This is a genomic window from Saccharospirillum salsuginis (assembly GCF_014651855.1).
GTDB classification, from domain to species: Bacteria; Pseudomonadota; Gammaproteobacteria; order Pseudomonadales; family Natronospirillaceae; genus Saccharospirillum; species Saccharospirillum salsuginis.
The window spans coordinates 444,116-465,683 of record NZ_BMXR01000004.1 but is presented as its reverse complement, the minus strand read 5'-3'; the positions used below and the strand labels follow the sequence as shown (position 1 = coordinate 465,683).

Below are 21,568 nucleotides of genomic sequence, written 5' to 3'. Positions count from 1 at the left end.
AAATACCAATTGCGGGTGCCGGAGGGCATTCTAACCAGCATGAACGAGCCTAAAACCAATGTGATGCCGGCAAAAAAATACTCTCACAGCCTCACGGCCCACCATCCTTTTTATTAAAAGACAAAACCAACACGGCCAAGCTTCCCCCATCACCCCCATTGAATGCTCAAGTCCCCTCTGATCAAATATGGGCTTCTCCGATTCCAAGGAAGCCTTCATGTCTGTCCCCGTTACCCTGACCGAATTATGGATCTACCCCATTAAATCCTTCCCGGGCCTGTCCGTGGACCGCCTGACCTTCGATGCCGCCGGGCCGGTGGACGACCGACGCTGGATGCTGGTGGATGAGAAAGGAAAGTTCGTGAGTCAACGGGGGTTGCCCAAACTGGCGAGCTTTGGCATGGCACGGCTCGACGCCGGCTATACCGTAACGGCGCCGGATGGGGATTCGGCCGTTCTGCCCGAGCCGGGGCAAGCCGGCGAATCTTTTGCGGTCACGGTCTGGAAGGATGAGTTGCAGGCGCACGAAGTATCGCCGGAATTGTCGCAGTGGTTTTCCGCTAAGCTCGGCAAGCGAGTGCATCTGGTGCATACCGGGCCGGCCTCTGAAAGGCGGATACCGGATCCCGGAACTTACGACCATGAACGAGTCGGCTTCGCCGATGGCTACCCCTTGTTGATCTGCAATGAGGCCTCTCTCGACGGCTTGAACGAGGCGTCCGGGCTGACCCTGGATATGCGCCGGTTCCGACCGAATGTGGTAGTGCGCGGCGCTGAGGATCGTTCGGAATTGATGTTGGGACGCCTGAATTTGCCTGAAGGGCATATCGACCTGTTGAAAACATGCGTTCGTTGCAATATTCCGGCGATTGATCCCGATACCGCGACCTATCAGAAGGACGTCGCAGCCCAGTTGAAGACGCACTGCGAGTGGGACGGAAGTACGATTTTCGGGGTGAATGGCGTGGCGCGTGGCGTGACCGGGTTAACAGTGGGGGATACTGCTCTGTACAGTGCGCAAGCTTAGCACTAACAGGGGGGCATCACTGCCCGAACGCCACCTGATCCGGCTCAAGCCACTGCGCCAGCCGCCATTCGGACCGGTCCCGTGCCGCATACACCTGGGCGTAGGCGAGCACGGATTTCACATAGCCCCGGGTCTCGTCGAAGGGGATGGATTCAATCCACACCCGCAAATCCCCCGGATATCGCTTCAGCCAACGGTCCACCCGTGACGGTCCCGCGTTGTAGGCGGCGGTGGCGTACACGGGGTGACCGAAGCGTTCCATCATCATGCCGAGATAGCGGGTTCCCAGCTCAAGATTCAGATCGGGATTGGTGAGATCCCATTCCTCCTGGAAAGCCAGAGTGTGTTCATCGGCGATCTGACGGGCGGTGTAGGGCATCAGTTGCATCAATCCAAGCGCGCCGACCCGGGATTCGGCATCGGTCATGAAGTGACTCTCCTGACGAATGACGCCGTAAATCCAGTAGCTGGGCACGTTCAGTGATTGCTCCAACTGACCGACCTGTTCCCGCCAGGGGGTGGGATAGCGCAGGTCGAGGGCGCCGTAGCGGCCGCTCCAGGCCGCGGACTGGGACGCTTTATGGTGCCACTGCCAGCTTTGGGCGATGACGGCGGCTTCCAGCCACTGGTCCCGGTCGAAGGAGCGGCCGGTCAGGTTCCATTCCAATTGCGCCCGGGTGATGTCGCCGGCTTCGAACAGCGCTTTGGCCCGTTGAAGACCCGCCTCGGCGAGCAGGGGGGATTGGCGGGTGTCGAGCGGGGGAATCGGCTCCGCGTCCAGTTCAATCGGCCGGTTCAAGGCCTCGGCGGCGAGGAAACCGTAATAGGAGCGCTCCCTGGCCAGCGGCGCCAACAGGCTGTCCGCGGCATCCGGTTCGCCGGTTTGTCTCAGGGCCATGGCCCGCCAGTAGCGCCATTGGCCGGACGCCCGAATGGAAGGGTCCAGCCCGTCATAGAGGTGAGAGACTTTGGGCCAGTCGCCGCTGGCCAGCGCGATTTGCAGCCGCCAGTGTTGCAGATCGTCATTGGTTTGTTTCGGGTCGGCAAGGCTCAGCCAATAATCCGCCGCCGGCAGGGCCAGCTTGGCCATGGCTTCGCCCAGATGGGCCGATACGGAACGGATATCGGCGATGGTCAGTTCCGGCGTGGCCTGGATCACCTGAACCCAGATATTGGAGGCCCGTTCCGGATCGAGGTAGGCCATCCGGTCGATCGTGGCCAGGGCCAGTTCGCGTTGCCAGGCCTCACTTGGGCGGTAAGTGGCTTTCAACAAACTGCCGGGGTCGTTATAGACGTCCCGTAACCGTTCACCGCGTACTTTGAATTCAGGGTTCCGGTATAGGCCACTCAGGTAGCGTACCAGGCCACCGTTGCGGTGTTCGAATGCCAGGAGTTGGCGCTGCCAAACCAGATCATCAAAGTCCGACAGGCTCTGTACGCGGGCCAGAAAGGGATCGCAGTTCTCGGGCAAGCTGTCGCCGGTCAACCACAATGTTCTCAAACCGGCCGATGAGACGGTGCCGCCCAGTTTCTCCTCGGCAGCCATGGTTTGGCACAGTGCTCCCTCGATATCGCTGAGCCGCGCAAATTCCAGATAGTCCCGCCAGGCCTCGCGTCGGGCCAGCTCGGCCAGCCATTGGTGTCGGGTGTACCAGCCGGCCGCCTCGAATTCCTCCCGACTCAGTAACGGAGTAAACCAGTCGGCGTCCACCTGTTCCAGGTTATTCTCGACCCAGTGTGTGACCAGGTGAGGGTAGAGCAAATGGTCTGTCCATTCTTCCAGTTCCTCGAACGGGAAGGCTTTTTCTTCAATTCGCGAGACAGCGTGTTCATAGTTCAGGGAGGAAGCTTGAGTGAACCAGGGAAGACAGCTGGATAAAAGCAAAACGATGAAAGGCTTCACGGCCGATCCCTCAGACTGGGTGACTTCCCTAGGCTATTCGGTTTTACCTTCATTGCAAATAAACCGTAAGCGGGGTAGGCGAAATTGACAGAATGCCTGGCGAGACGTCATGCATTTTTGTAATCGACAAGTTCACGTTAATTCCGTGACTTGTTAAGCATTTTTGACGCTGATAGAAGAAATAGTGATGGTTTTATGGTGTGGATCGCTGTTGGAATCGTCAACGCTGAGACAGTTTTGTAATAAAAAATACAATTTGACAGAGCTCACAGTGATATAGAGCTCGTGTACTTATCATCGCGATTCGGAAGCTATTCATAAACGGTCGCGAATAATGATTAATACCAAGGTAATAATAACGTTAGCTGTCAGCCTACTCTTGAGCGGGTGCCAGCTGTCGGATCGCTTTTTTGGCTCAACGTCGGACTCCGAACAGCGAAAACCGCAGGATGCGAGTGAGAGTGTCGCTTCCCGGTTCGAATTTCGATATTCCTCTCAACCCGATCGAAGCGCTTCCATGGCGCTGGAACAGGCTGCGCTGGATTCCCAGGGGGAATACTATCTGTTCCTGGACACGACGGATCAAAAGGCCGGTTCGGTGCAATTTTATATCAACGGTACTGTGGTGAACTCCGACAACAGCTATCCTTACGACCTGAACGGCGGGGCAACATTGGCCACAGCTCAGGATATGGGGCTGTTTGTACTTGGCACCAACCGGGTTTCCGCCAAAATTAAAGGCAAGATCGTCGACGAAGCCGTATTTCTGGTAAACGCGGTCACGGCCGAGCCGACGCCGGATCCCGAACCGGTTCCGGAGCCCGAACCCGTTTATACCTTGTTGATTTCAACGAATGCCGATCGCAGTGGTGCCTCTACCCTGGACGGTACGCTGATGGACAGCACGGCAAGTTATTTCATCTATTTGCAGACCGATGACGCAAACGCCGATACCGTTCGGTTCTACCTGAATGGCAGTCTGATCCAGACGGAATACGATGCGCCCTGGGACCTGGCTGGCGGTACGGAGTCGACCGCGACGGCCGTGGACATGAGTGTGTTCGTTGAGGGCGGCAATGATCTGGTGGCGGATGTGGACGGCGTTCGGATAGCCACTGCGAACATCACCGTGGAAACACCGACCGAGGAACCTGCGCCGGAACCCGAGCCGACTCCGACCATTGATGTCACGCTCTATTGGAGCCCGCCCGCGACTCGGGAAAACGGCGATGTATTGGCGACTTCGGAGATTGGCGGTTATGAAATTCGATATCGTCTGGATGGCAGCTCTGACTACACCACAGTCGTCATCAATGACGGCAGTGTCGACCAGTATTTGTTTCAGGGGCTGGACGATACAACCTACCAATTCGAAATCGCCGCATTCGACCAGGATGGGCTCTACAGTGAATTTGTAGTGGCCTCCTATAACCCACACCATGTGCATAAAAAACCCGGCTCAGCCGGGTTTTTTTATCAATTCACCACCGGTTCCTGATTGGATCTGAAGGTTCGAATAAACCAGTTTCGAATGTTGTGACCCATGATCAACATGCTGGGTGTGAAAACCAGGGTCAACACGGTGGCGAAGATCAGGCCGCCTGCGATCGTTGTCGACAATTGGGTCCACCACTGGGAGGACGGCGCGCCGACGGCCCACTCGCGGTCGATGAAATCGATCGTCAACTGATACACCATCGGTAACAGACCCAGAATTGTCGTGATGGTGGTCAACAACACCGGCCGCAGACGCTGGGCACAGGTGATCAGGGCCGCGTCGATTGCCGGAACTCCCTGATCACGGATCAGGTTGTAGGTGTCGATCAAAACGATGTTGTTGTTCACCACGATGCCGGCAAGCGCAATGATGCCCACCCCGCTCATGACCACACCGAAACTGTCGCCGGTGATGATAATGCCCACCATCACGCCTACTGTGGACAGGCCGATGGCCGTCAGGATCAGGGCGGTCTGGCCGAAGCTGTTGAACTGCGTCACCAGGATGATGATCATGATGAAAAACGCGACCCCGAATGCTTTGCCCAGGAACACCATGGTTTCCTGCTGTTCCTGCTGATCGCCGGTGAAGCGGAAAGACACATTCGACGGCAGGTCGCCCTGTTCGAAGGACTCGCGCAGTTGTTGCTGCAGGTCCGCGATCACCAGGTCCACACGCTCGCCCGGTTCCAGGTTCGCCTCCACGTCCAGAGTCAGCTTGCCATCGGTGCGGAAAATGTCGCCCTGCTTGTTCTGGGCGGTCAGCGTAATGAAGTTGCTGATCGGCACCTGCTCGCCGCGAGAGGTTACGGTCAATTCCCGAATCTGGTCCAGGTCGCGACCATTGAACGGGTAACGTACGCGAATATCGACTTCGTCCTCGGCATCGTCCGGTCGATAGCTGCCAACGTTCAAACCGTTGGTGATCATTCGGATCGACGAACCGACGGTCGCCAGGTCGACGCCGAATCGGCTGGCCGCTTCGCGGTCGACATCGATGCGCCACTCCAGTCCATCCAGTGGGCGGTTGTCCGACACGTCCTGGATGCGTTCGTCCTGTTCCATACGGGTAACGACCTGATCGACGGTGTCATACAGCGCGGCAATATCATCCGAGAAGAACTGCATCTGGATGTCGATGCCCGTGGTCGGCCCCATCTGGGCTTGCTGGGCTTCGATGCGAATGCCCGGTATCCCGGAGGCATTCTCGATGACATTATCCATGACGACACTGGATCCCGGACGCAATGTCCAGTCGACGAATTCCAGCATCAGAATGCCGATGGTGTCTTCGGACTGATCGCGCAACGGCAGGGCGGTGACCTTGGTGGTGACGGTCTTGATCGAGTCCATGCCGATGACGCGCTGCTCGACTTGTTTCACCAGTTGGTCACGTTCCTGAAGCGAGAGGTTGCCGCGCGCCCGCACAACAATGCTGCCGAACTCGGTGTCCACTTCCGGGAAGAATTCAACTTCGGTGCTGCGCAACGAAAACGCGAAGAGGATGGCACCGATCAGCACGCCCATCAGAACCAGCGTCAACCAGGGTCGATGCAGTAACGGCCGCAGAAAGCGGATATAGAGCCCCAGGCCACCTTTCAGCTGATGGATGTCGCCGTGGTCGATGGCGTCCATCGCACGACGCTTGGTGTCGGACACCCGCGCCGCTTTACCGAACAGAGTGCCGAAGGCCGGTACTGCGATCAGTGCCATGATCAAAGAGGCGGTCAGTGTGATCAGCACGGTTTTCGGCAGATAGCCCATGAACTCGCCGGCGATGCCCGGCCAGAACAACAACGGCATGAACACGGCCAGTGTCGTGGCGGTTGAGGCGGTAATGGGCCAGGCCATGCGAGTGGCGGCCTCGCGGTAGGCGATCTTGCGGCTCGCACCTTCGGACATGCGTCGGTCGGCGTATTCGGTCACCACGATGGCGCCGTCCACCAGCATGCCGACGCACAGAATCAGGGCGAACAACACGACGATGTTGAGGGTGATGTCCAGCATCGAGAGCACCAGAATGCCGGCCAGGAAGGACGATGGAATCGCCAGTCCGACCAGGATTGCGCTGCGTACGCCCAATGCCCAGACAATAACGATGAACACCAGCAGGGTGGCCAGTAATACCGAATTGAACAGATCATCGAGCTGCTGTTCGATCATCACCGACTGGTCCTGGGTGAAGGTGACTTCGATGCCTTCCGGCCAGTTCGGCTGAACCTGTTCGATGATGCCTTTGGCCTGCTCGATGGTGGCGATGATGTTCTCGCCGACACGCTTGGTCACTTCCAGTGTGACGGCCGGCTGGCCGTTGACCCGGGACAGGGTGTCGGCGTCCTTGTAGGTGCGTTGACCAACAGCGATGTCCCGGAAACGCACCACGGTATCGCCGTCGGTTTTCACCGGCAGGTTCAGAATCTCGTCTTCGGTCTCGATCAAACCGGGGACTTTGATGGAAAACCGACCGGCCCCGGTGTCGATATTGCCGGCGGTGATCAACTGGTTGTTGCTGCTGACCAGGCGAGCCAGTTCCCCATGTGAGATGTTGTAGCTGGCCATCAACGCCGGGTCGATGATGATTTCGGCGACCTCTTCGCGCTTGCCACTGATCGGCGCTTCCAGAACCCCCGGCAAGGCTTCCACCCGCTCCTGCAGATCTTCGGCCACTCTGAACAGAACGCGCTCATCGATGTTGCCGGACAACGACATGTTGATGACCGGGAACAGCGCCAGATTGATCTCCTGGACCGACGGTTCATCGGCTTCGTCCGGTAATTCGGCCTTGGCCTTGTCGACGCGTTCGCGCACATCGGTCAGCGCATCGTCGATGTCGACATCGATCTCGAATTCGAGTTGCAGGGTGGCCCGGCCTTCACTGGCGGTACTGACGATTTCCTTTAACCCGTCCAGGGTGCTCAGCTCCTGTTCGAGGGGGCTGACCAGCAATCGGTCGGCGTCTTCCGGCGAAATGCCTTCGATACCGGTACCGACGTAGACATAGGGGACAGTGATGTCCGGCTGGGCTTCCTTGGGAATACCGATCAGCGCGAAGACACCGGAAATAAATATCAGGGCGAAAAACAGCATGACGGTGCGAACCCGCCGCAACGCCGCTTGGATGAATGAAATCATGACTGTCTCCCGTTACATCCCGGTCGCGAGGTTGTTGTCTTCTTTAACCGGGACCGGCGTGACGGTATCGCCCGGGTTAACGAAGCCCTGACCGACCACAATCAACCGGGTCGGATTGTCGAGACCGGTTACCCAGACGCCGCCGGTGTCGGACCGCACGATCTCGACCCGGGTGAACTGAACCTGATCGTCGCTGTTCAGGGTTTTCAAACCCATCCGGCCGCTGTCGTCGATGTTCAGCAGGGCGGGGCTGATGTAGTGAGCCAGTGTGGGCTGCAGAGCGACCGTGGCCGACGCGGTTGCTCCGGCCAGATGCTCGTCGACTTCCGCTACCGAAATCTCGACCTTGAAGGTTCGCGTGGCCGGGTTGGCCACTCCGCCGATGAAGCTGATGGTGCCCTCCATGGTTTTACCGGTGACCAGTTCGACAGTCGCATTCTGGCCAACGGCCAGCGGCTGCACTTCGGTTTCCGGTACGTCGCCTTCGATGATCAGCGGTGTATAGTCGTAGAGTTCGGCCACCGGGTCGCCGGTTCGGACGTAGCTGCCGATTTCGATGGAGCGACTTTCAATGACGCCATCGAACGGAGCCCGGATCCGGGTATTGGCCAGCGCCAGCTCCAATGCTTCCAGTTCGGCGCGGGAGCGTTCGTAGTTGGTCAGTGCCGCGGCGGCCTGGGCGCGATTCTGAAGACCCTCGGAACGCAGACGCTGGGCACCTTCGTATTCAAGGCGCGTCTGTTCCACGGATGCCCGGGCCTGGCGCAATCGGGCCTCCAGGTCCTGCGGGTCTATCCGGGCGATCAATTCACCGCTGGCGACGCGATCGCCCTTGGCTTTCAAAACTTCCAGCACACGCCCGGTGGCCTCGCTGGCGATGGCCACGGTTCGAGCCGGCTTGGTCACGCCATTGATGTCGATGGTGCGGCGCACCGACTCCGACTCGATTTCCTTGACCTGTACGCGAGGAACCAGGGTGTGTTCTTCGGCGGATTCCGAAGGTAACTGGGCCTCTTCTCCCTCGGTCGTGCCGGTCAACAGCCAGGCACCGGCCGCAACCACCAGGGAGACAGCAATAATGGGTCCGGTTGGAATATGTTTTGCCACGAATACTCACCTCTGGGAAAATCGCGCCGAACTCTAGCGGATTAGGGGACGACTGTCACAGTGCCAAAAGTAAGTCCCCTATGCCGGAAACGGCTCTGTTTCGGCGCATTGTCGCCGTTGGGGCCACCGCTGGTTACCTGAATTTCCCCCGAAAATAGGATTCTGAATGAGTCTGGTAGTCTTCGATCGTGTCACCTTCGCCCTCGGCGCCGCCCCGTTGCTGGACCAGGCCTCCATGACCCTGGAGGAGGGCGAACGAGTCTGTCTGGTGGGCAAAAACGGCATGGGCAAGTCGACCCTGCTCAGTTTGCTGCTCGGTCAACGTCAGATCGACGACGGTGATCTGCGCATTCGCCAGGGTGCGACGCTGGCCCAGTTGCAACAGGATCTGCCCAGTGGCGACGACCGCCCGGTCTATGACGTCGTGCTGGAAGGGCTGGGCAATCTGGGCCAGGTGTTGCGCGACTACGATCTCGAAAGTGCCCGGCCCGAGCCGGACCTGGTCCGTCTGGAAACACTGCAGCACACTATTGAAACGCTCGACGGCTGGCAGGTCCACGCCACGGTGTCGAGTATTCTGACGCGGCTGAAACTGGACGGAACCACAGCCTTCGGCGCCCTGTCCGGTGGTTGGCGCCGGCGGGTTCTGCTCGCCCGGGCACTGGTCAGCCGCCCGGATATCCTGGTGCTGGACGAACCGACCAACCACCTCGACATCGCCATGGTCGAGTGGCTGGAAGACTTCCTGCGCGACTATCGCGGGACACTGCTGTTCGTCTCGCACGATCGCCGCTTCATCGACCGGGTCGCGACCCGCATCATCGAGCTGGACCGCGGCACCCTGCAGTCCTTTCCTGCGCCTTACGACGCCTACCTCGACGCCAAGGACGCCAAGTTGGCGGAGGAAGAAAAGCATCTGCGCAACCAGGACAAGAAACTGGCCGAGGAGGAAACCTGGATTCGACAGGGCATCAAGGCCCGGCGAACCCGCAACGAGGGGCGGGTGCGCGCGCTGAAAGCCCTGCGCCAGACTGTCGCCGAACGACGCGATCAGGTCGGGCAGAGCGATTTCAGCATCGAAGCCGGCGCCCGCAGCGGTAAGCAGGTGGTGGTTCTGGAAGATGTCAGCTTCAGCTACCCGGACAAACCGCTGGTTCGGCATTTCAACGGCCTGATCAACCGGGGCGACCGCATTGCCCTGTTGGGGCCGAACGGTATCGGCAAGAGCACCCTGATTCGACTGATCCTTGGGGATCTGGAGCCACAGGAAGGAAAGGTGATCCAGGGGACCAAGCTGGATGTCGCCTATTTCGACCAGGCCCGCGCTCAGCTGGACCCGGAAAAGACCGTGATGGACGCCGTCGCCGAAGGTCGCGATTTTCTCGAGCTCGGCGGCCGACGCCGGCACGTCATCAGCTACCTGGAAGACTTCCTGTTCAAGCCGGAACGCTCGCGCATGCAAGTCCGGCAGTTGTCCGGCGGCGAGACCAACCGGCTGCTGCTGGCCCGACTGTTCAGTCAGCCGGCCAACTTTCTGATTCTCGACGAACCGACCAACGATCTGGACATCGAAACCCTGGAAATGCTGGTCGACCGACTCGGCGAATTCAGCGGCACCCTCTTGCTGGTCAGCCACGACCGGTACTTTATCGATCAACTGGCCACCCGCACCTGGGCTTTCGAAGGGCAGGGAGCGATCCGACAGTACGCCGGTGGATACGAAGACTGGAAGGCCCAGGGCGGCGTCTGGCCGGACGAGAACGACACGCCTCGCCAGCCCGCCGCGTCAAAACCGGCCGAACCCGCCAAACCCGTCCCCAAAAAGCGTGCCGCTAAGCTAAGCTATAAGGAACAGCGCGAGTTCGATGAATTACCTTCGATCATTGAACGACTGGAGTCTCAAATTGAGCAGCTCGAAGCTGACATCAACGCACCCGGCTTTTACGATAAACCGGCTGAACAGACTCAGGACGTTTTGAGCCAGCTCGCCGATGCCCAGACCGAACTCGAACACCGTTTCGAACGCTGGGCCGAACTGGAAGACAAGTCTACCGGGTAACAACGGCCCTTACCGTTTCCTGTTCATGCCGACCACGAAGTCCTCGGCCCGGCCTCGGCCGAAGGGGCTTCCCAGAACAACGATAAAAGGATCGTAGACCGCATTATGACCATTCGTTATGAGTTCAATTTCCTCGAAGACGGAACTCGCCTCACGGTGGAAACCCAATCCTCCCGTAACCGCGAAGGCCAACCAGCCGTGCCCGAAGCCCAGGCGGCGGACTGGACCCGATTGGAATACTGTCAGTGCACCAACTGTCCTCTGGAGCGCACACCGGGCGCCCGCTGTCCCGCCGCGCTCGACATGCAACCCATCGTCGAGGACTTCCGGGCACTGCCCGGGGTCAAGAAGGTGGAGGTCACCGTCACCAGCAAGGAGCGGGAATACCGCAAGGTGACCGGGCTCGAGGAAGGGTTGCGTTCGCTGATGGGGTTGGTCATGGCCAACAGCGCCTGTCCGATCCTGTCCAACCTCAAGCCGATGGCGTTTACCCATCTGCCGTTCGCCACCCAGGAGGAGTTCATCGTCCGCTCGGTGGGAACCTACCTGCTGCGGCAATATTACAAAGGCCAGGCCGGTGAGGAGACCGACTGGGAACTGGACGGCCTGATCGCGCTCAACCGCGAGCTCCAACTGGTTAATCAGGCCATGTGGCAGCGCGTGCATTCCGCGTGCGAGGGGGATTCCAACCTCAAGGCGCTGCTGAGCTTCTTCACGCTGTCCTCCAGTGTGTCCTATTCGCTGGAAAGCCAGCTGCTCAAGGTTAAACCCGCTTTCATGTCCGAGACCGAGCGTCTACAGTCGTTCGAGATCCCGGACGGAGACAGGTCATGATCGTTAACCTGATCATCATCGCGGCCGTGTTGACACTGGCCGGAGCCTTTATGTGGCTCAAACCCTCACCCCGCGACCGGCACCTGAACCGGTTGCGCTCCAAGGCGCTGGCCGAGGGGTTCAAGCTGCAAAGCGTGCGCCTGTCGGATACCAGCGTAGAAGGGCGGGTCAACGACGCCCATGTACTGCAGACGCTGTACCAGTTGAAGCACGACTTTGACAAGGAGACCGCCCCCTACTTTACTGTCCAGCGCACGACCGGCGTGTCGAGCGCCTTCCTGCCGGATGGCTGGAAATGGGCGGACAAGCATCGCCCGCCGGAAGCCGTGACCGAGCGGCTGTCCGACTTTCTGTCCGATCTGCCGGAGCGCTATTTCGTCGTCGACGCCCGCCCCGACGGGGTGGGGCTTGCCTGGGAGGAACGGGGGGATGTCGATGAATTACCGGCCATTCGGGAAACGCTGGAGCGTCTGATCAAGTTACTGTCCGCTTAACGGACATAATCCCGAAGCGCATCCTGTTCGGATTCTTTCCCGGTTGACTTATGTCGGCCAGTGTCTATCGTATTACCCATAATCAAACAGACGTTTGAAACTTGTGTTTGATTCATTGCAAAGCGGACGTTGTCGGCGACCGCGTGCACGGGTTGAAGGGGGCCGTTTCGACCTCCACCCGGTAACCGGGCCGACAATGACACAAACGGAGAGCATCCATGATCTATCAGGGTAATGGCATCACCGTCGACACACTGGAGAACGGCCTGGCCGAGCTCGTGTTCGACCTGAAAGACGAATCCGTCAACAAATTCAACCAGGCCACGCTGACCGAGCTGGGTGAAGCGACTCAGGCCCTGGCCGCCAGCGACGTGAAAGGTCTGCTGGTCACCAGCGCCAAAGACAGCTTTATCGTCGGCGCCGACATCACCGAGTTCCTGAGCTGGTTCGCCAAGGATGAGGATGGCGTCATCGCCGACATCCTCTCCGCCAATGAAATGTTCAGCGCCTTCGAAGACCTGCCGTTCCCGACCGTGGTTGCCATCAATGGCATGGCCCTGGGCGGCGGTTTCGAAATGTGCCTGGCGGCGGATTACCGCGTCATGTCCAGCAAGGCCAAAGTCGGTCTGCCGGAAGTCAAACTGGGCCTGTTCCCGGGTTTTGGCGGCACCGTTCGCCTGTCCCGCGTGGTCGGTGCCGACAATGCCATCGAATGGATCGCCGCCGGCAGTGAAAACCGCGCCGACGCCGCGTTCAAGATCGGTGCGGTCGATGTGGTCGCCGAGCCGGACGAGCTGCGCGATACCGCGCTGCATCTGCTGCAGCGGCTGGCCACGGGCGAAGTCGAATATGAAGAACGTCGCGCCGCCAAGAAAGGCAAGCTGGAACTGAACAACATCGAAAGCATGATGGTGTTCGAGACCGCCAAGGGCTTCATCGCCGGCAAGGCGGGCCGCCACTATCCGGCCCCGGTGGAAGCGGTCAAAACCATTCAGAAACACGCCAATTTCGACCGCGACAAGGCCATCGCCATCGAAGCCAAGGGCTTCGCCAAGATGGCCAAGACCGCTGTCGCGCAGAATCTGATCGGTCTGTTCCTGAACGATCAGAAGATCAAGAAAATCGCCAAGGGCCACACCAAGCAGGCGGCCGACGTCAAGAAAGCGGCCGTACTCGGTGCCGGCATCATGGGCGGTGGTATCGCCTACCAGAGTGCCTACAAGGGCACGCCCATCATGATGAAGGACATCGCGGAAGAGGGCATCCAGCTCGGTCTGGACGAAGCCTCCAAGCTGCTGTCCAAGCAGGTCGATCGCAAGAAGCTTGACGTGCGTGGCATGGCCGACACCCTGAACCGCATTCGCCCGACCCTGTCCTACGGGGACTTCGGCGATGTTGACGTGGTTGTCGAAGCCGTGGTCGAGAACCCGAAGGTCAAGAAGGCCGTGCTGGCCGAGACCGAAGGGCAATTGAAGGAAGGCGCGATTCTGGCCTCCAACACGTCCACGATCTCCATCACCGACCTGGCTACGGCCCTGAAAAAGCCGGAACAGTTCTGTGGCATGCACTTCTTCAACCCGGTACACCGCATGCCGCTGGTGGAAGTGATTCGCGGCGAGAAGACCAGCGATGAAACCATCGCCACAGTCGTGTCCTACGCGCAGAAGATGGGCAAGACTCCGATCGTCGTCAACGACTGCCCGGGCTTTCTGGTCAACCGGATCCTGTTCCCGTATTTCGGCGGTTTCGCCATGTTGCTGCGTGACGGCGCCGATTTCGAAAACGTCGACAAGATCATGGAAAAGTTCGGCTGGCCGATGGGCCCGGCCTATCTGATGGACGTGGTTGGCATCGACACCGGTGTTCACGCCCAGGCCGTGATGGCAGAGGGCTTCCCGGACCGCATGAAGCAGGACTTCAAAACAGCCATGGACGTCATGTATTCCGAAGAACGCTACGGTCAGAAAAACGACCATGGCTTCTACCGCTACGAGACCGACAAGAAGGGCAAGCCCAAGAAGGTCTCCGACGAAAAGGCACACGAACTGGTGGCCAGCGTACGCCAGCAGCAGAACGAATTGTCGGACGACGACATCATCAATCGTCTGATGATCCCGATGTGTCTGGAAACTGTCCGGTGCCTGGAAGACGGCATCGTCGATACGGCAGCCGAGGCCGATATGGGCCTTGTTTACGGCATTGGCTTTCCTCCGTTCCGCGGTGGCGCCCTGAAGTACATCGACGACATCGGCCTGCAAGCCTTCGTCGAACTGTGCGACCGCTACAGCGAGCTGGGCAAGCTGTATGAGCCGACAGAGAAGCTGCGCGAAATGGCCAAAAACGGCCAAACATTTCACGGTTAAGACGGGAGGACAGCCAAAATGACTATTCGGGACAATGATGCAGTCATCGTTGATTTCGCGCGGACCCCGATGGGCCGCAGCAAGGGTGGCAGCTATCGTTTCACGCGCGCCGAGAATCTGAGCGCCGACCTGGTAAACGGCCTGCTGGCGCGCAACGAGGCCCTGAACCCGGCCGAGATCGACGACATTATCTGGGGCTGCGTGAACCAGACCAAAGAGCAGGGCTGGAACATCGCCCGCATGATGCAGCTGCTGACCGATATTCCGCACACCGTGACGGCACAGACCGTCAGCCGCTTGTGCGGTTCCTCGATGAGCGCGCTGCACATCGCCACCGCCAACATCCAGTCCGACAACGGTGATGTCTTTGTCATCGGTGGGGTGGAGCACATGGGCCACGTCGACATGATGCACGGTGTCGACCCCAACCCGGTTCTGTCGAAGAAGGCTGCCAAGGCCTCCGGCATGATGGGGCTGACCGCCGAGTTGTTGTCCAAGATGCACGGCATCGGCCGCGAGCAGCAGGACGAGTTCGGCCTTCGCTCCCACATGCGGGCGCACGAAGCGACCCAGTCCGGCCATTTCGACAACGAAATACTCGCCCGGACCGGTCACGATGAGGAAGGTAACCCCTACCTGATGAAGCATGACGAGACCATTCGTCCGGACACAACCCTGGAAGGTCTGGCCTCCTTGCGGCCCGCGTTCGATCCGAAGAGCGGCACGGTCACCGCCGGTACGTCGAGTCAGATCACCGACGGCGCCTCGTCCATGCTGGTGATGAGCTACCGCAAGGCCAAGGCATTGGGTCTGAAGCCCCGCGCCGTGGTTCGCGGCATGGGTCTGGCGGGTGTCGACCCGTCCATCATGGGCTACGGCCCGGTACCGGCCACCAAGAAAGTGCTGAAGCGTCTGGGCATGAGCATCGACGACATGGACTACGTCGAACTCAACGAAGCCTTCGCCGCCCAGGCTCTGCCCGTGCTGAAAGACCTCAAGCTCCTCGACAAGATGGACGAAAAGGTCAACCTGCACGGCGGCGCCATCGCACTCGGCCATCCGTTCGGCTGCTCGGGCGCCCGCATCACCGGTACCCTGCTGAATGTCATGGAACAAAACGACGGCCAGTTCGGCCTGTCCACCATGTGCATCGGTCTGGGTCAGGGCATCAGCACCGTGATCGAACGGGTTTAACCACTCGTTCCTAACCCTCTCCCGACACTCCATCCACTTTCACCCCTTCCGGACGGCTCACCGTCCGGCGAGGGGCAGGGAGAGGGTTTGCATTCCTGCCCCTCTGTGCTTGTATTCATTGCGGAATCGCGTTTAACTTAAGCCTACCCATCCTTTTTCTATGGTTGTCATTTCATTAAAGAATGAAACTCGGTAGGTTAATGTCGTGGCCGGTGAGTGCCCAGAGTTCTGAGCGATCCAACCCGAATTCTCTCTCTATCGTGCAAGCTTATATCCTGTGGGAGCCTGTAAGTTCCGTGGCTGTTGGGCTTTGTCCATAACAGGGGGTAGGGCTGAACAATTCGCTGTTGCGCATTTCCAGATACTGCGGCGGGACGATTGTAATCATGAATAAGACATACCTGATCGATACCATTTCCAAAATCCCGGAGATGGTGGAGTTGCTGCACATATTGAATGACGTCGAACTTCCAAATCATTATCTGGCAGGCGGAGCGGTTACGCAGGCTGTATGGAATAGAAAGGTAGGAAATGCTCCTTTGTACTTGGTAAAAGACTTCGATGTCGTATACTTCGACCGTCAGCAAGACAAGACCGAGAAAGAGTACGAAATGGAGATCGAATCTCGAACAACGCATTCCTTGCCGGTTGATGTTAAAAATCAAGCGAAGGTGCACGAATGGTACGGTGCAAAATTTGGAAATGAAATAGAACCGCTTAAAGACTCAGAAGACGGGATTCGCATGTGGCTTCCTTGCTTCGCGGTAGGTGTTCATTTAGTTGAAAATACAATTGAAGTGTTCGCACCATTTGGTTTGGAAGACCAGGCAAATATGGTGGTTAGGCCAAACAAAACGGCTATGAGCAAGGAAAACTATGACGCAATGAATCGCAGCTTCAAAAAGAGGTGGCCTGACCTCGCAATCCAAGCCTGGTAACCACCCAATACTACCAATTGCGGATTCGTTCCCGGTCCCGGACGTCCAGGTTAATTGTTGGATCCAACCACAAAAAGTAGACGGTTTCGAATCGGTGTTATTTGTCGCACGATTTACCCTCGGTATGGGCGTAGGTGTTTCGAGGTGGCCCATTGTTTCGTCGGGCCGGTCTTCCCGGGAGCGGCGGTTGGGTAACTCGATGAGCGTTATGAACAACGGGAGGGGAGTTGTGAAATTCGACATTTACGGACGAAAAATTCTCGAAGTCGTTCGTTCCAATGGTGAGTGGTTGGCGTTGTATCCCGGCTCGGGCGGCACCAAACGCAAAGCCGAAGATATCGTGATTCCCGAGCATCTGTCGGAAGACGAACTTGAGGAATACATCGCCGATGTGTTCCACGAATGGGCCACACCGGAACGCAGCGAAGTCCGTCGGGTTTGACCCTCCACTGACAACAGCCAATGGCTCATAGAGAGCAGGTTCGACCTGGGTCAGTTTTCCTGCCTCCAATGGGGTAGGGCGCGGTCCTTTGATGCGATATAGAATCGTTTCCATCGAGGAGGCCGTATGATTGGATGGTTACTGGTTCTACACGTAATGGGCGCGACAATCTGGACCGGCGGTCACCTGGTGCTCGCACTGACGGTGTTGCCCCGGGTCCTGCGGCAAAGGTCTCCGGAGACATTGCTGGCTTTCGAGCAAGGTTACGAGAAGATCGGTATGCCTGCTTTGGCGGTGCAGGTCGTTACCGGGTTTCTGCTGGCCTATCAATTATTGCCGGTCTGGGCGGAATGGCTCAACTGGGGGAATCCGCTTGCACGGGTCATTGCCCTGAAACTGGGGTTGTTGTTGCTGACCGTGGTATTCGCGCTGAGTGCTCGTTTTCGGGTGATTCCTGAGCTCAGCGAACACAATCTGACGCAGATGGCGTGGCACATCATACCGGTGACACTGATATCGGTATTGTTCGTAATTGTCGGTGTATCCTTCAGGACCGGCTGGCTGTATTGATTTCTGTTCGGAGGATTCCGCCGCCGGTTCCCATTCGACCCCGAGCGGGCCTATACTCATCGCTCATTCATTCCCAGCCGAGGCGAGACAGATGGTTCACATTGAACCCGGCATCTACGAACATTTCAAAGGCCCTCGCTACCGCGTGATCGGCCTGTGTCGGCACAGTGAAACCGAAGAGCCCCTGGTGGCTTATCAATGCCTGTACGGCGACTACAGCCTCTGGGTGCGGCCGTTGGACAATTTCCTGGAGACCGTGGAAGTCGATGGAGAGCAGGTGCCCCGATTCGAGCGGGTTCAGGCCTTGTCCGAGGCGGATTGGTTGTCGTTGTCGGAAGCCTCCTTGTCGTCTTCGGGATCGAATTCGGAGCTGTAAAGTCCGGTGATCATCCTCGAAATGGTCTTTATTTGTTTTGATTTTCCATCGAAAGGGATGTCACTGGCGATCAGCATGTCCTTGGCGTGCTTGAAGTAGGCGGCCGCGGTCGAGGTGTCCTGGTTTTCCTTGGCTCGCTGCCCCTGTAATTTGTAGGCTTCAACCTCGAGCATCAGGGTGTTTCGCTTGAGACGGGCCAGGTGCTCGTGGCCGCTCAGCTCGTTCATTTCGCCGCGATTCATCACGTTCCGGATCAGTTTCATCGTACGCCCGAAATGGCGTTTGATGATGTTGATCTGGCGGTCGCTGGTCGGGGTTTCCGGCTGGTTCTGCAGATCCCCCAGTTGGTCGATGTCATTCGCCAGGCCCTGGTAATACTCCAGATCGCGCTGACAGGCCGGATCTTTCGGGGCCATGTCGACCATGACTTCCGCCTCCTGAACCAGACGGTCTTTCAGAGCGCCGAGCAGTTCCGGATTGCGGTCATAAATCATCAGGGTGGAAAACAGCTCCTCGACTTCACTCAGGCGCGCACGGCGCTGGCGGAGCCGGGCTTTCAGTTCCTGTGCCTCCATTTGTTTGACGGTCGCCATACGGCTGATATAGAGGCCGCCGATAATCAGGCCAAGCAGTAGAATGAGAATCAGTATCGCGAGCCAGGACACAAGGTTACTCCAGTACATTTTGAAACAAAACTTGACCGGCAGGGGGCATACGGTATATACGTCTGCGCCTCTTGCGTTCCGTGCCGGACGTAAGCTACTTATATAAAGGAAGCAATAGGCGGAATTATAGCGCATGGGTAAATCACTGGTCATTGTCGAGTCACCAGCCAAAGCCAAGACAATCAACAAATACCTCGGTAACGACTTCATCGTTAAGTCATCGGTGGGCCATATTCGTGACCTGCCGACCAGTGGCCAGTCGAAACCGGTCGATGCCAAGGCGCGCGCGCGTCAGGCCGCGGAAACCCGCAAGATGTCTCCGGAACAGAAGGCGCTGCACAAGAAGCGCAAAGCCAAGGAACAGCTGATCAACCGCATGGGGATCGACCCCGAGCACGGTTGGGAAGCCAATTACCAGGTGTTGCCGGGTAAGGAAAAGGTGGTCGATGAACTGCGTCGTCTCGCCAAATCTGCCGATGCCGTCTATCTCGCGACGGATTTGGACCGCGAAGGGGAGGCCATCGCCTGGCATCTGAAAGAAAGCATCGGTCTGGCTCCGGAGAAGTATCGCCGCGTGGTGTTCAACGAGATCACCAAAAAGGCGATTCAGGAAGCGTTCGAGGAACCGGGCGAGCTGGACCTGAACCGCGTTAACGCCCAGCAGGCGCGCCGCTTTCTGGATCGGGTGGTTGGCTACATGGTGTCGCCGCTGCTCTGGGCGAAGGTGGCCCGTGGCCTGAGTGCCGGGCGGGTACAGTCTGTGGCGGTCCGGCTTATCGTCGAACGGGAACGTGAAATCCGTGCTTTTATACCCGAGGAATTCTGGGACCTGCATGCGCAGACCCAGGCTTCGAAAGGGGATGAGGTGCGGTTCGAAGTCGCCCGCTACCAGGGCGAAAAATACCGACCGGTCAACGAAGCGCAGAGCAATGAGCATGTCGAGCGATTGCGCGATCAAGCCTTCAAGATCACCGACCGGGAAGATAAGCCGACCCAGTCGAAACCCGCGGCACCCTTCATAACGTCGACCCTGCAGCAGGCGGCGAGTACCCGGCTCGGGTACAGCGTGAAGAAGACGATGACCATGGCTCAGCGGCTGTACGAGGCCGGCCACATCACCTACATGCGAACCGACTCGACCAATCTGAGCGGCGAGGCGGTCGCCTCGGCGCGCGAATTCATCGGCGATCAGTTCGGTGATGCCTACTTGCCGGAGAAGCCGCAGGTCTATGGCAGCCGAGAAGGCGCCCAGGAAGCCCACGAAGCGATTCGCCCGTCCTACGTGACCCGCAAGAGCCAGGATCTCAGCGACATGGAGCGGGACGCACAGCGGCTCTACGAGCTGATCTGGCAACGCTTTGTGGCCTGTCAGATGACGCCGGCCAAATACAAGAGTACGACCCTGACCATCGAGACCGCGGGTTACGAATTGAAGGCCCGTGGCCGGGTTGTGGTGTTCGACGGTTATACCCGAGTGATGAAACAGGCCGCCAAGGGCGACGAGGCCGTTGTGCTGCCCGACCTCAAAGTCGGCGAGCCGATGACCCTGAAAAAACTGGAACCCAAGCAGCACTTCACCAAACCGCCGGCACGCTACACCGAGGCCTCGCTGGTGAAAGAGCTGGAGAAGCAGGGCATTGGCCGTCCTTCGACGTATGCCTCGATCATCTCCACCATCCAGGACCGGGGCTATGTGCGGCAGCAAAATCGCCGTTTCTACGCCGAGAAGATTGGTGACATCGTGACCGATCGACTGACCGAGTCGTTCCGCGATTTGATGGAATACCAGTTCACCGCGCGTTTGGAAGAGTACCTGGATGAGATCGCGACGGGTGAGCGGACCTGGAAGCAGGTGCTGGATTCGTTCTACGACGATTTTACCCGTCAGTTGGAAAAAGCCGAGTCGAACGAAGACGGCATGCGCGCCAACGAGCCGACACCGACGGACATCGAATGCCCCAAATGCGGCCGACCGATGATGATTCGCAACGGCACCACCGGCGTTTTCCTGGGCTGTTCGGGCTACAACCTGCCGCCCAAGGAGCGCTGCAAGGGCACGCTCAATCTGATTCCGGGCGACGAAGCCCTGACGGTCGACGAGGACGACGATGAAGCCGAAGCCCAGGCATTGCGCCACAAAGAACGCTGCGACCGGTGCGGCACGGCCATGGACAGTTACCTGATCGATGAATCGCGCAAGCTCCACATTTGCGGGAACAACCCGGATTGTCCGGGTTTCAAGGTCGAAAAAGGGCAGTTCAAGATCAAGGGGTATGACGGCCCGACGCTCGAATGCGACAAGTGCGGTTCCGAAATGCAGCTCAAGAGCGGTCGCTTCGGCAAATATTTCGGCTGCACCAACGAAGACTGCAAAAACACCCGCAAGCTGTTACGCAATGGTGAGCCGGCACCGCCGAAAATGGATCCGATCCCGATGCCGGAGCTGCAGTGCCAGAAGGTGGACGACACCTACGTACTGCGCGACGGCGCCTCCGGTCTGTTCCTGGCGGCGAGCCAGTTTCCCAAGAACCGGGAAACACGGCCACCGCTGGTGAAAGAATTGCTGGCGCATAAAGCGGAGATTCCGGACAAGTACCAGTACATTCTCAAGGCACCGACCGAGGACGACGAAGGTCGCCCAACCGTGATCCGCTTCAGCCGCAAGGCGAAAGAGCAGTATGTGATGACGGAAAACGAAAACGGTAAGGCCAGTGGCTGGAAAGCGCACTACACCGGAAGTAAGTGGATTATCGATGAGAAGAAGGGCGGCAAGAAGAAGTAGACGCTCCGTTCCGGTTTGAAAAGGCCCTCCACGTGAGGGCGTTTTTGATTTCGGGGATGTTAGTGATGGTGGGCACCGCCCACCATCCATTAACCCAAAATCTTTCGATAGGCACATATCAGCCCTCAGGCATCGCACAAATAACCGCGGAACATAAAAAAACCGGCCGAAGCCGGTTTTTTATT

Annotated in this window: 16 protein-coding genes; 12 read left to right on the top strand and 4 right to left on the bottom strand. The window is 58.4% G+C overall.

Annotation, left to right across the window (positions count from 1 at the left end; genetic code table 11):
• Positions 1–217: 217 nt before the first annotated feature.
• A complete protein-coding gene (locus tag IE111_RS10570; RefSeq protein WP_189608513.1) occupies positions 218–1,027 on the top strand; it encodes an MOSC domain-containing protein in 810 nt (269 codons plus the stop codon).
• A gap of 16 nt (positions 1,028–1,043) precedes the next feature.
• Here the strand turns inward: IE111_RS10570 and IE111_RS10565 are convergent, their stop codons facing one another.
• Positions 1,044–2,930 carry a lytic transglycosylase domain-containing protein gene (locus IE111_RS10565; protein ID WP_189608512.1) on the bottom strand — a complete coding sequence of 629 codons (1,887 nt, stop codon included), beginning with the start codon at positions 2,928–2,930 and terminating at the stop codon, positions 1,044–1,046.
• Between the two features lie 517 nt (positions 2,931–3,447).
• Here IE111_RS10565 and IE111_RS10560 point away from each other — a divergent pair.
• Entirely contained in the window at positions 3,448–4,428 is a 981-nt protein-coding gene (locus IE111_RS10560) for a fibronectin type III domain-containing protein (RefSeq protein ID WP_189608511.1), read from the top strand.
• On the opposite strand, the gene IE111_RS10555 is transcribed toward IE111_RS10560, so the two are convergent.
• Both IE111_RS10555 and IE111_RS10550 read right to left on the bottom strand, forming a co-directional pair.
• On the bottom strand, positions 4,407–7,559 hold the full coding sequence (locus IE111_RS10555) for an efflux RND transporter permease subunit (RefSeq protein ID WP_189608510.1): 3,153 nt from the start codon (positions 7,557–7,559) through the stop codon (positions 4,407–4,409). The two genes, IE111_RS10560 and IE111_RS10555, sit on opposite strands and share 22 nt — an antisense overlap.
• Before the next feature lie 12 nt (positions 7,560–7,571).
• Positions 7,572–8,666 (bottom strand): efflux RND transporter periplasmic adaptor subunit, encoded by a 1,095-nt coding sequence (locus IE111_RS10550; protein ID WP_189608509.1) that lies wholly within the window; start codon positions 8,664–8,666, stop codon positions 7,572–7,574.
• A gap of 166 nt (positions 8,667–8,832) precedes the next feature.
• On the opposite strand from IE111_RS10550, the gene IE111_RS10545 reads away from it, so the two are divergent.
• The 9 genes from IE111_RS10545 (at position 8,833) to IE111_RS10505 (ending at position 17,936) form a co-directional block, all read left to right on the top strand.
• Positions 8,833–10,725 carry an ATP-binding cassette domain-containing protein gene (locus IE111_RS10545; protein WP_189608508.1) on the top strand — a complete coding sequence of 631 codons (1,893 nt, stop codon included), beginning with the start codon at positions 8,833–8,835 and terminating at the stop codon, positions 10,723–10,725.
• 105 nt (positions 10,726–10,830) lie between these two features.
• Positions 10,831–11,559: a DUF6901 family protein gene (locus tag IE111_RS10540; protein ID WP_189608507.1), complete on the top strand. Its 729-nt coding sequence runs from the start codon at positions 10,831–10,833 to the stop codon at positions 11,557–11,559.
• Complete coding sequence (locus tag IE111_RS10535; protein WP_189608506.1) at positions 11,556–12,053, top strand: hypothetical protein; 498 nt, start codon at positions 11,556–11,558, stop codon at positions 12,051–12,053. Before IE111_RS10540 ends, IE111_RS10535 begins: the two co-directional genes overlap by 4 nt.
• 218 nt (positions 12,054–12,271) lie before the next feature.
• Complete coding sequence (gene fadB, locus IE111_RS10530; RefSeq protein WP_189608505.1) at positions 12,272–14,416, top strand: fatty acid oxidation complex subunit alpha FadB; 2,145 nt, start codon at positions 12,272–12,274, stop codon at positions 14,414–14,416.
• A gap of 18 nt (positions 14,417–14,434) precedes the next feature.
• On the top strand, positions 14,435–15,610 hold the full coding sequence (gene fadA, locus IE111_RS10525; protein ID WP_189608504.1) for an acetyl-CoA C-acyltransferase FadA: 1,176 nt from the start codon (positions 14,435–14,437) through the stop codon (positions 15,608–15,610).
• A 386-nt stretch (positions 15,611–15,996) separates the two neighbouring features.
• A complete protein-coding gene (locus IE111_RS10520) occupies positions 15,997–16,548 on the top strand; it encodes a nucleotidyltransferase family protein (RefSeq protein WP_189608503.1) in 552 nt (183 codons plus the stop codon).
• A gap of 229 nt (positions 16,549–16,777) precedes the next feature.
• Complete coding sequence (locus IE111_RS10515; RefSeq protein ID WP_189608502.1) at positions 16,778–16,990, top strand: DUF7661 family protein; 213 nt, start codon at positions 16,778–16,780, stop codon at positions 16,988–16,990.
• Between the two features lie 126 nt (positions 16,991–17,116).
• On the top strand, positions 17,117–17,560 hold the full coding sequence (locus IE111_RS10510) for a CopD family protein (protein WP_189608501.1): 444 nt from the start codon (positions 17,117–17,119) through the stop codon (positions 17,558–17,560).
• A 91-nt stretch (positions 17,561–17,651) separates the two neighbouring features.
• Entirely contained in the window at positions 17,652–17,936 is a 285-nt protein-coding gene (locus IE111_RS10505; RefSeq protein ID WP_189608500.1) for a DUF1653 domain-containing protein, read from the top strand.
• Here the strand turns inward: IE111_RS10505 and IE111_RS10500 are convergent.
• The gene (locus tag IE111_RS10500) at positions 17,858–18,601 is read right to left on the bottom strand and encodes a hypothetical protein (protein ID WP_189608499.1); all 744 of its coding nucleotides are present in this window, start codon (positions 18,599–18,601) and stop codon (positions 17,858–17,860) included. The two genes, IE111_RS10505 and IE111_RS10500, sit on opposite strands and share 79 nt — an antisense overlap.
• Positions 18,602–18,734: 133 nt before the next feature.
• On the opposite strand from IE111_RS10500, the gene topA reads away from it, so the two are divergent.
• A complete protein-coding gene (topA, locus tag IE111_RS10495; protein ID WP_189608498.1) occupies positions 18,735–21,383 on the top strand; it encodes a type I DNA topoisomerase in 2,649 nt (882 codons plus the stop codon).
• Positions 21,384–21,568: the final 185 nt, after the last annotated feature.

What these genes read in the sequence shown, in the direction of transcription:
- IE111_RS10510 (WP_189608501.1), top strand. Translation starts at nt 17,117, where the DNA reads ATGATTGGATGGTTACTGGTTCTACACGTAATGGGCGCGACAATCTGG.
- IE111_RS10540 (WP_189608507.1), top strand. Translation starts at nt 10,831, where the DNA reads ATGACCATTCGTTATGAGTTCAATTTCCTCGAAGACGGAACTCGCCTC.
- IE111_RS10545 (WP_189608508.1), top strand. Translation starts at nt 8,833, where the DNA reads ATGAGTCTGGTAGTCTTCGATCGTGTCACCTTCGCCCTCGGCGCCGCC.
- IE111_RS10560 (WP_189608511.1), top strand. Translation starts at nt 3,448, where the DNA reads ATGGCGCTGGAACAGGCTGCGCTGGATTCCCAGGGGGAATACTATCTG.
- IE111_RS10555 (WP_189608510.1), bottom strand. Translation starts at nt 7,559, where the DNA reads ATGATTTCATTCATCCAAGCGGCGTTGCGGCGGGTTCGCACCGTCATG.
- IE111_RS10570 (WP_189608513.1), top strand. Translation starts at nt 218, where the DNA reads ATGTCTGTCCCCGTTACCCTGACCGAATTATGGATCTACCCCATTAAA.
- fadB (WP_189608505.1), top strand. Translation starts at nt 12,272, where the DNA reads ATGATCTATCAGGGTAATGGCATCACCGTCGACACACTGGAGAACGGC.
- IE111_RS10520 (WP_189608503.1), top strand. Translation starts at nt 15,997, where the DNA reads ATGAATAAGACATACCTGATCGATACCATTTCCAAAATCCCGGAGATG.
- fadA (WP_189608504.1), top strand. Translation starts at nt 14,435, where the DNA reads ATGACTATTCGGGACAATGATGCAGTCATCGTTGATTTCGCGCGGACC.
- IE111_RS10505 (WP_189608500.1), top strand. Translation starts at nt 17,652, where the DNA reads ATGGTTCACATTGAACCCGGCATCTACGAACATTTCAAAGGCCCTCGC.
- topA (WP_189608498.1), top strand. Translation starts at nt 18,735, where the DNA reads ATGGGTAAATCACTGGTCATTGTCGAGTCACCAGCCAAAGCCAAGACA.
- IE111_RS10535 (WP_189608506.1), top strand. Translation starts at nt 11,556, where the DNA reads ATGATCGTTAACCTGATCATCATCGCGGCCGTGTTGACACTGGCCGGA.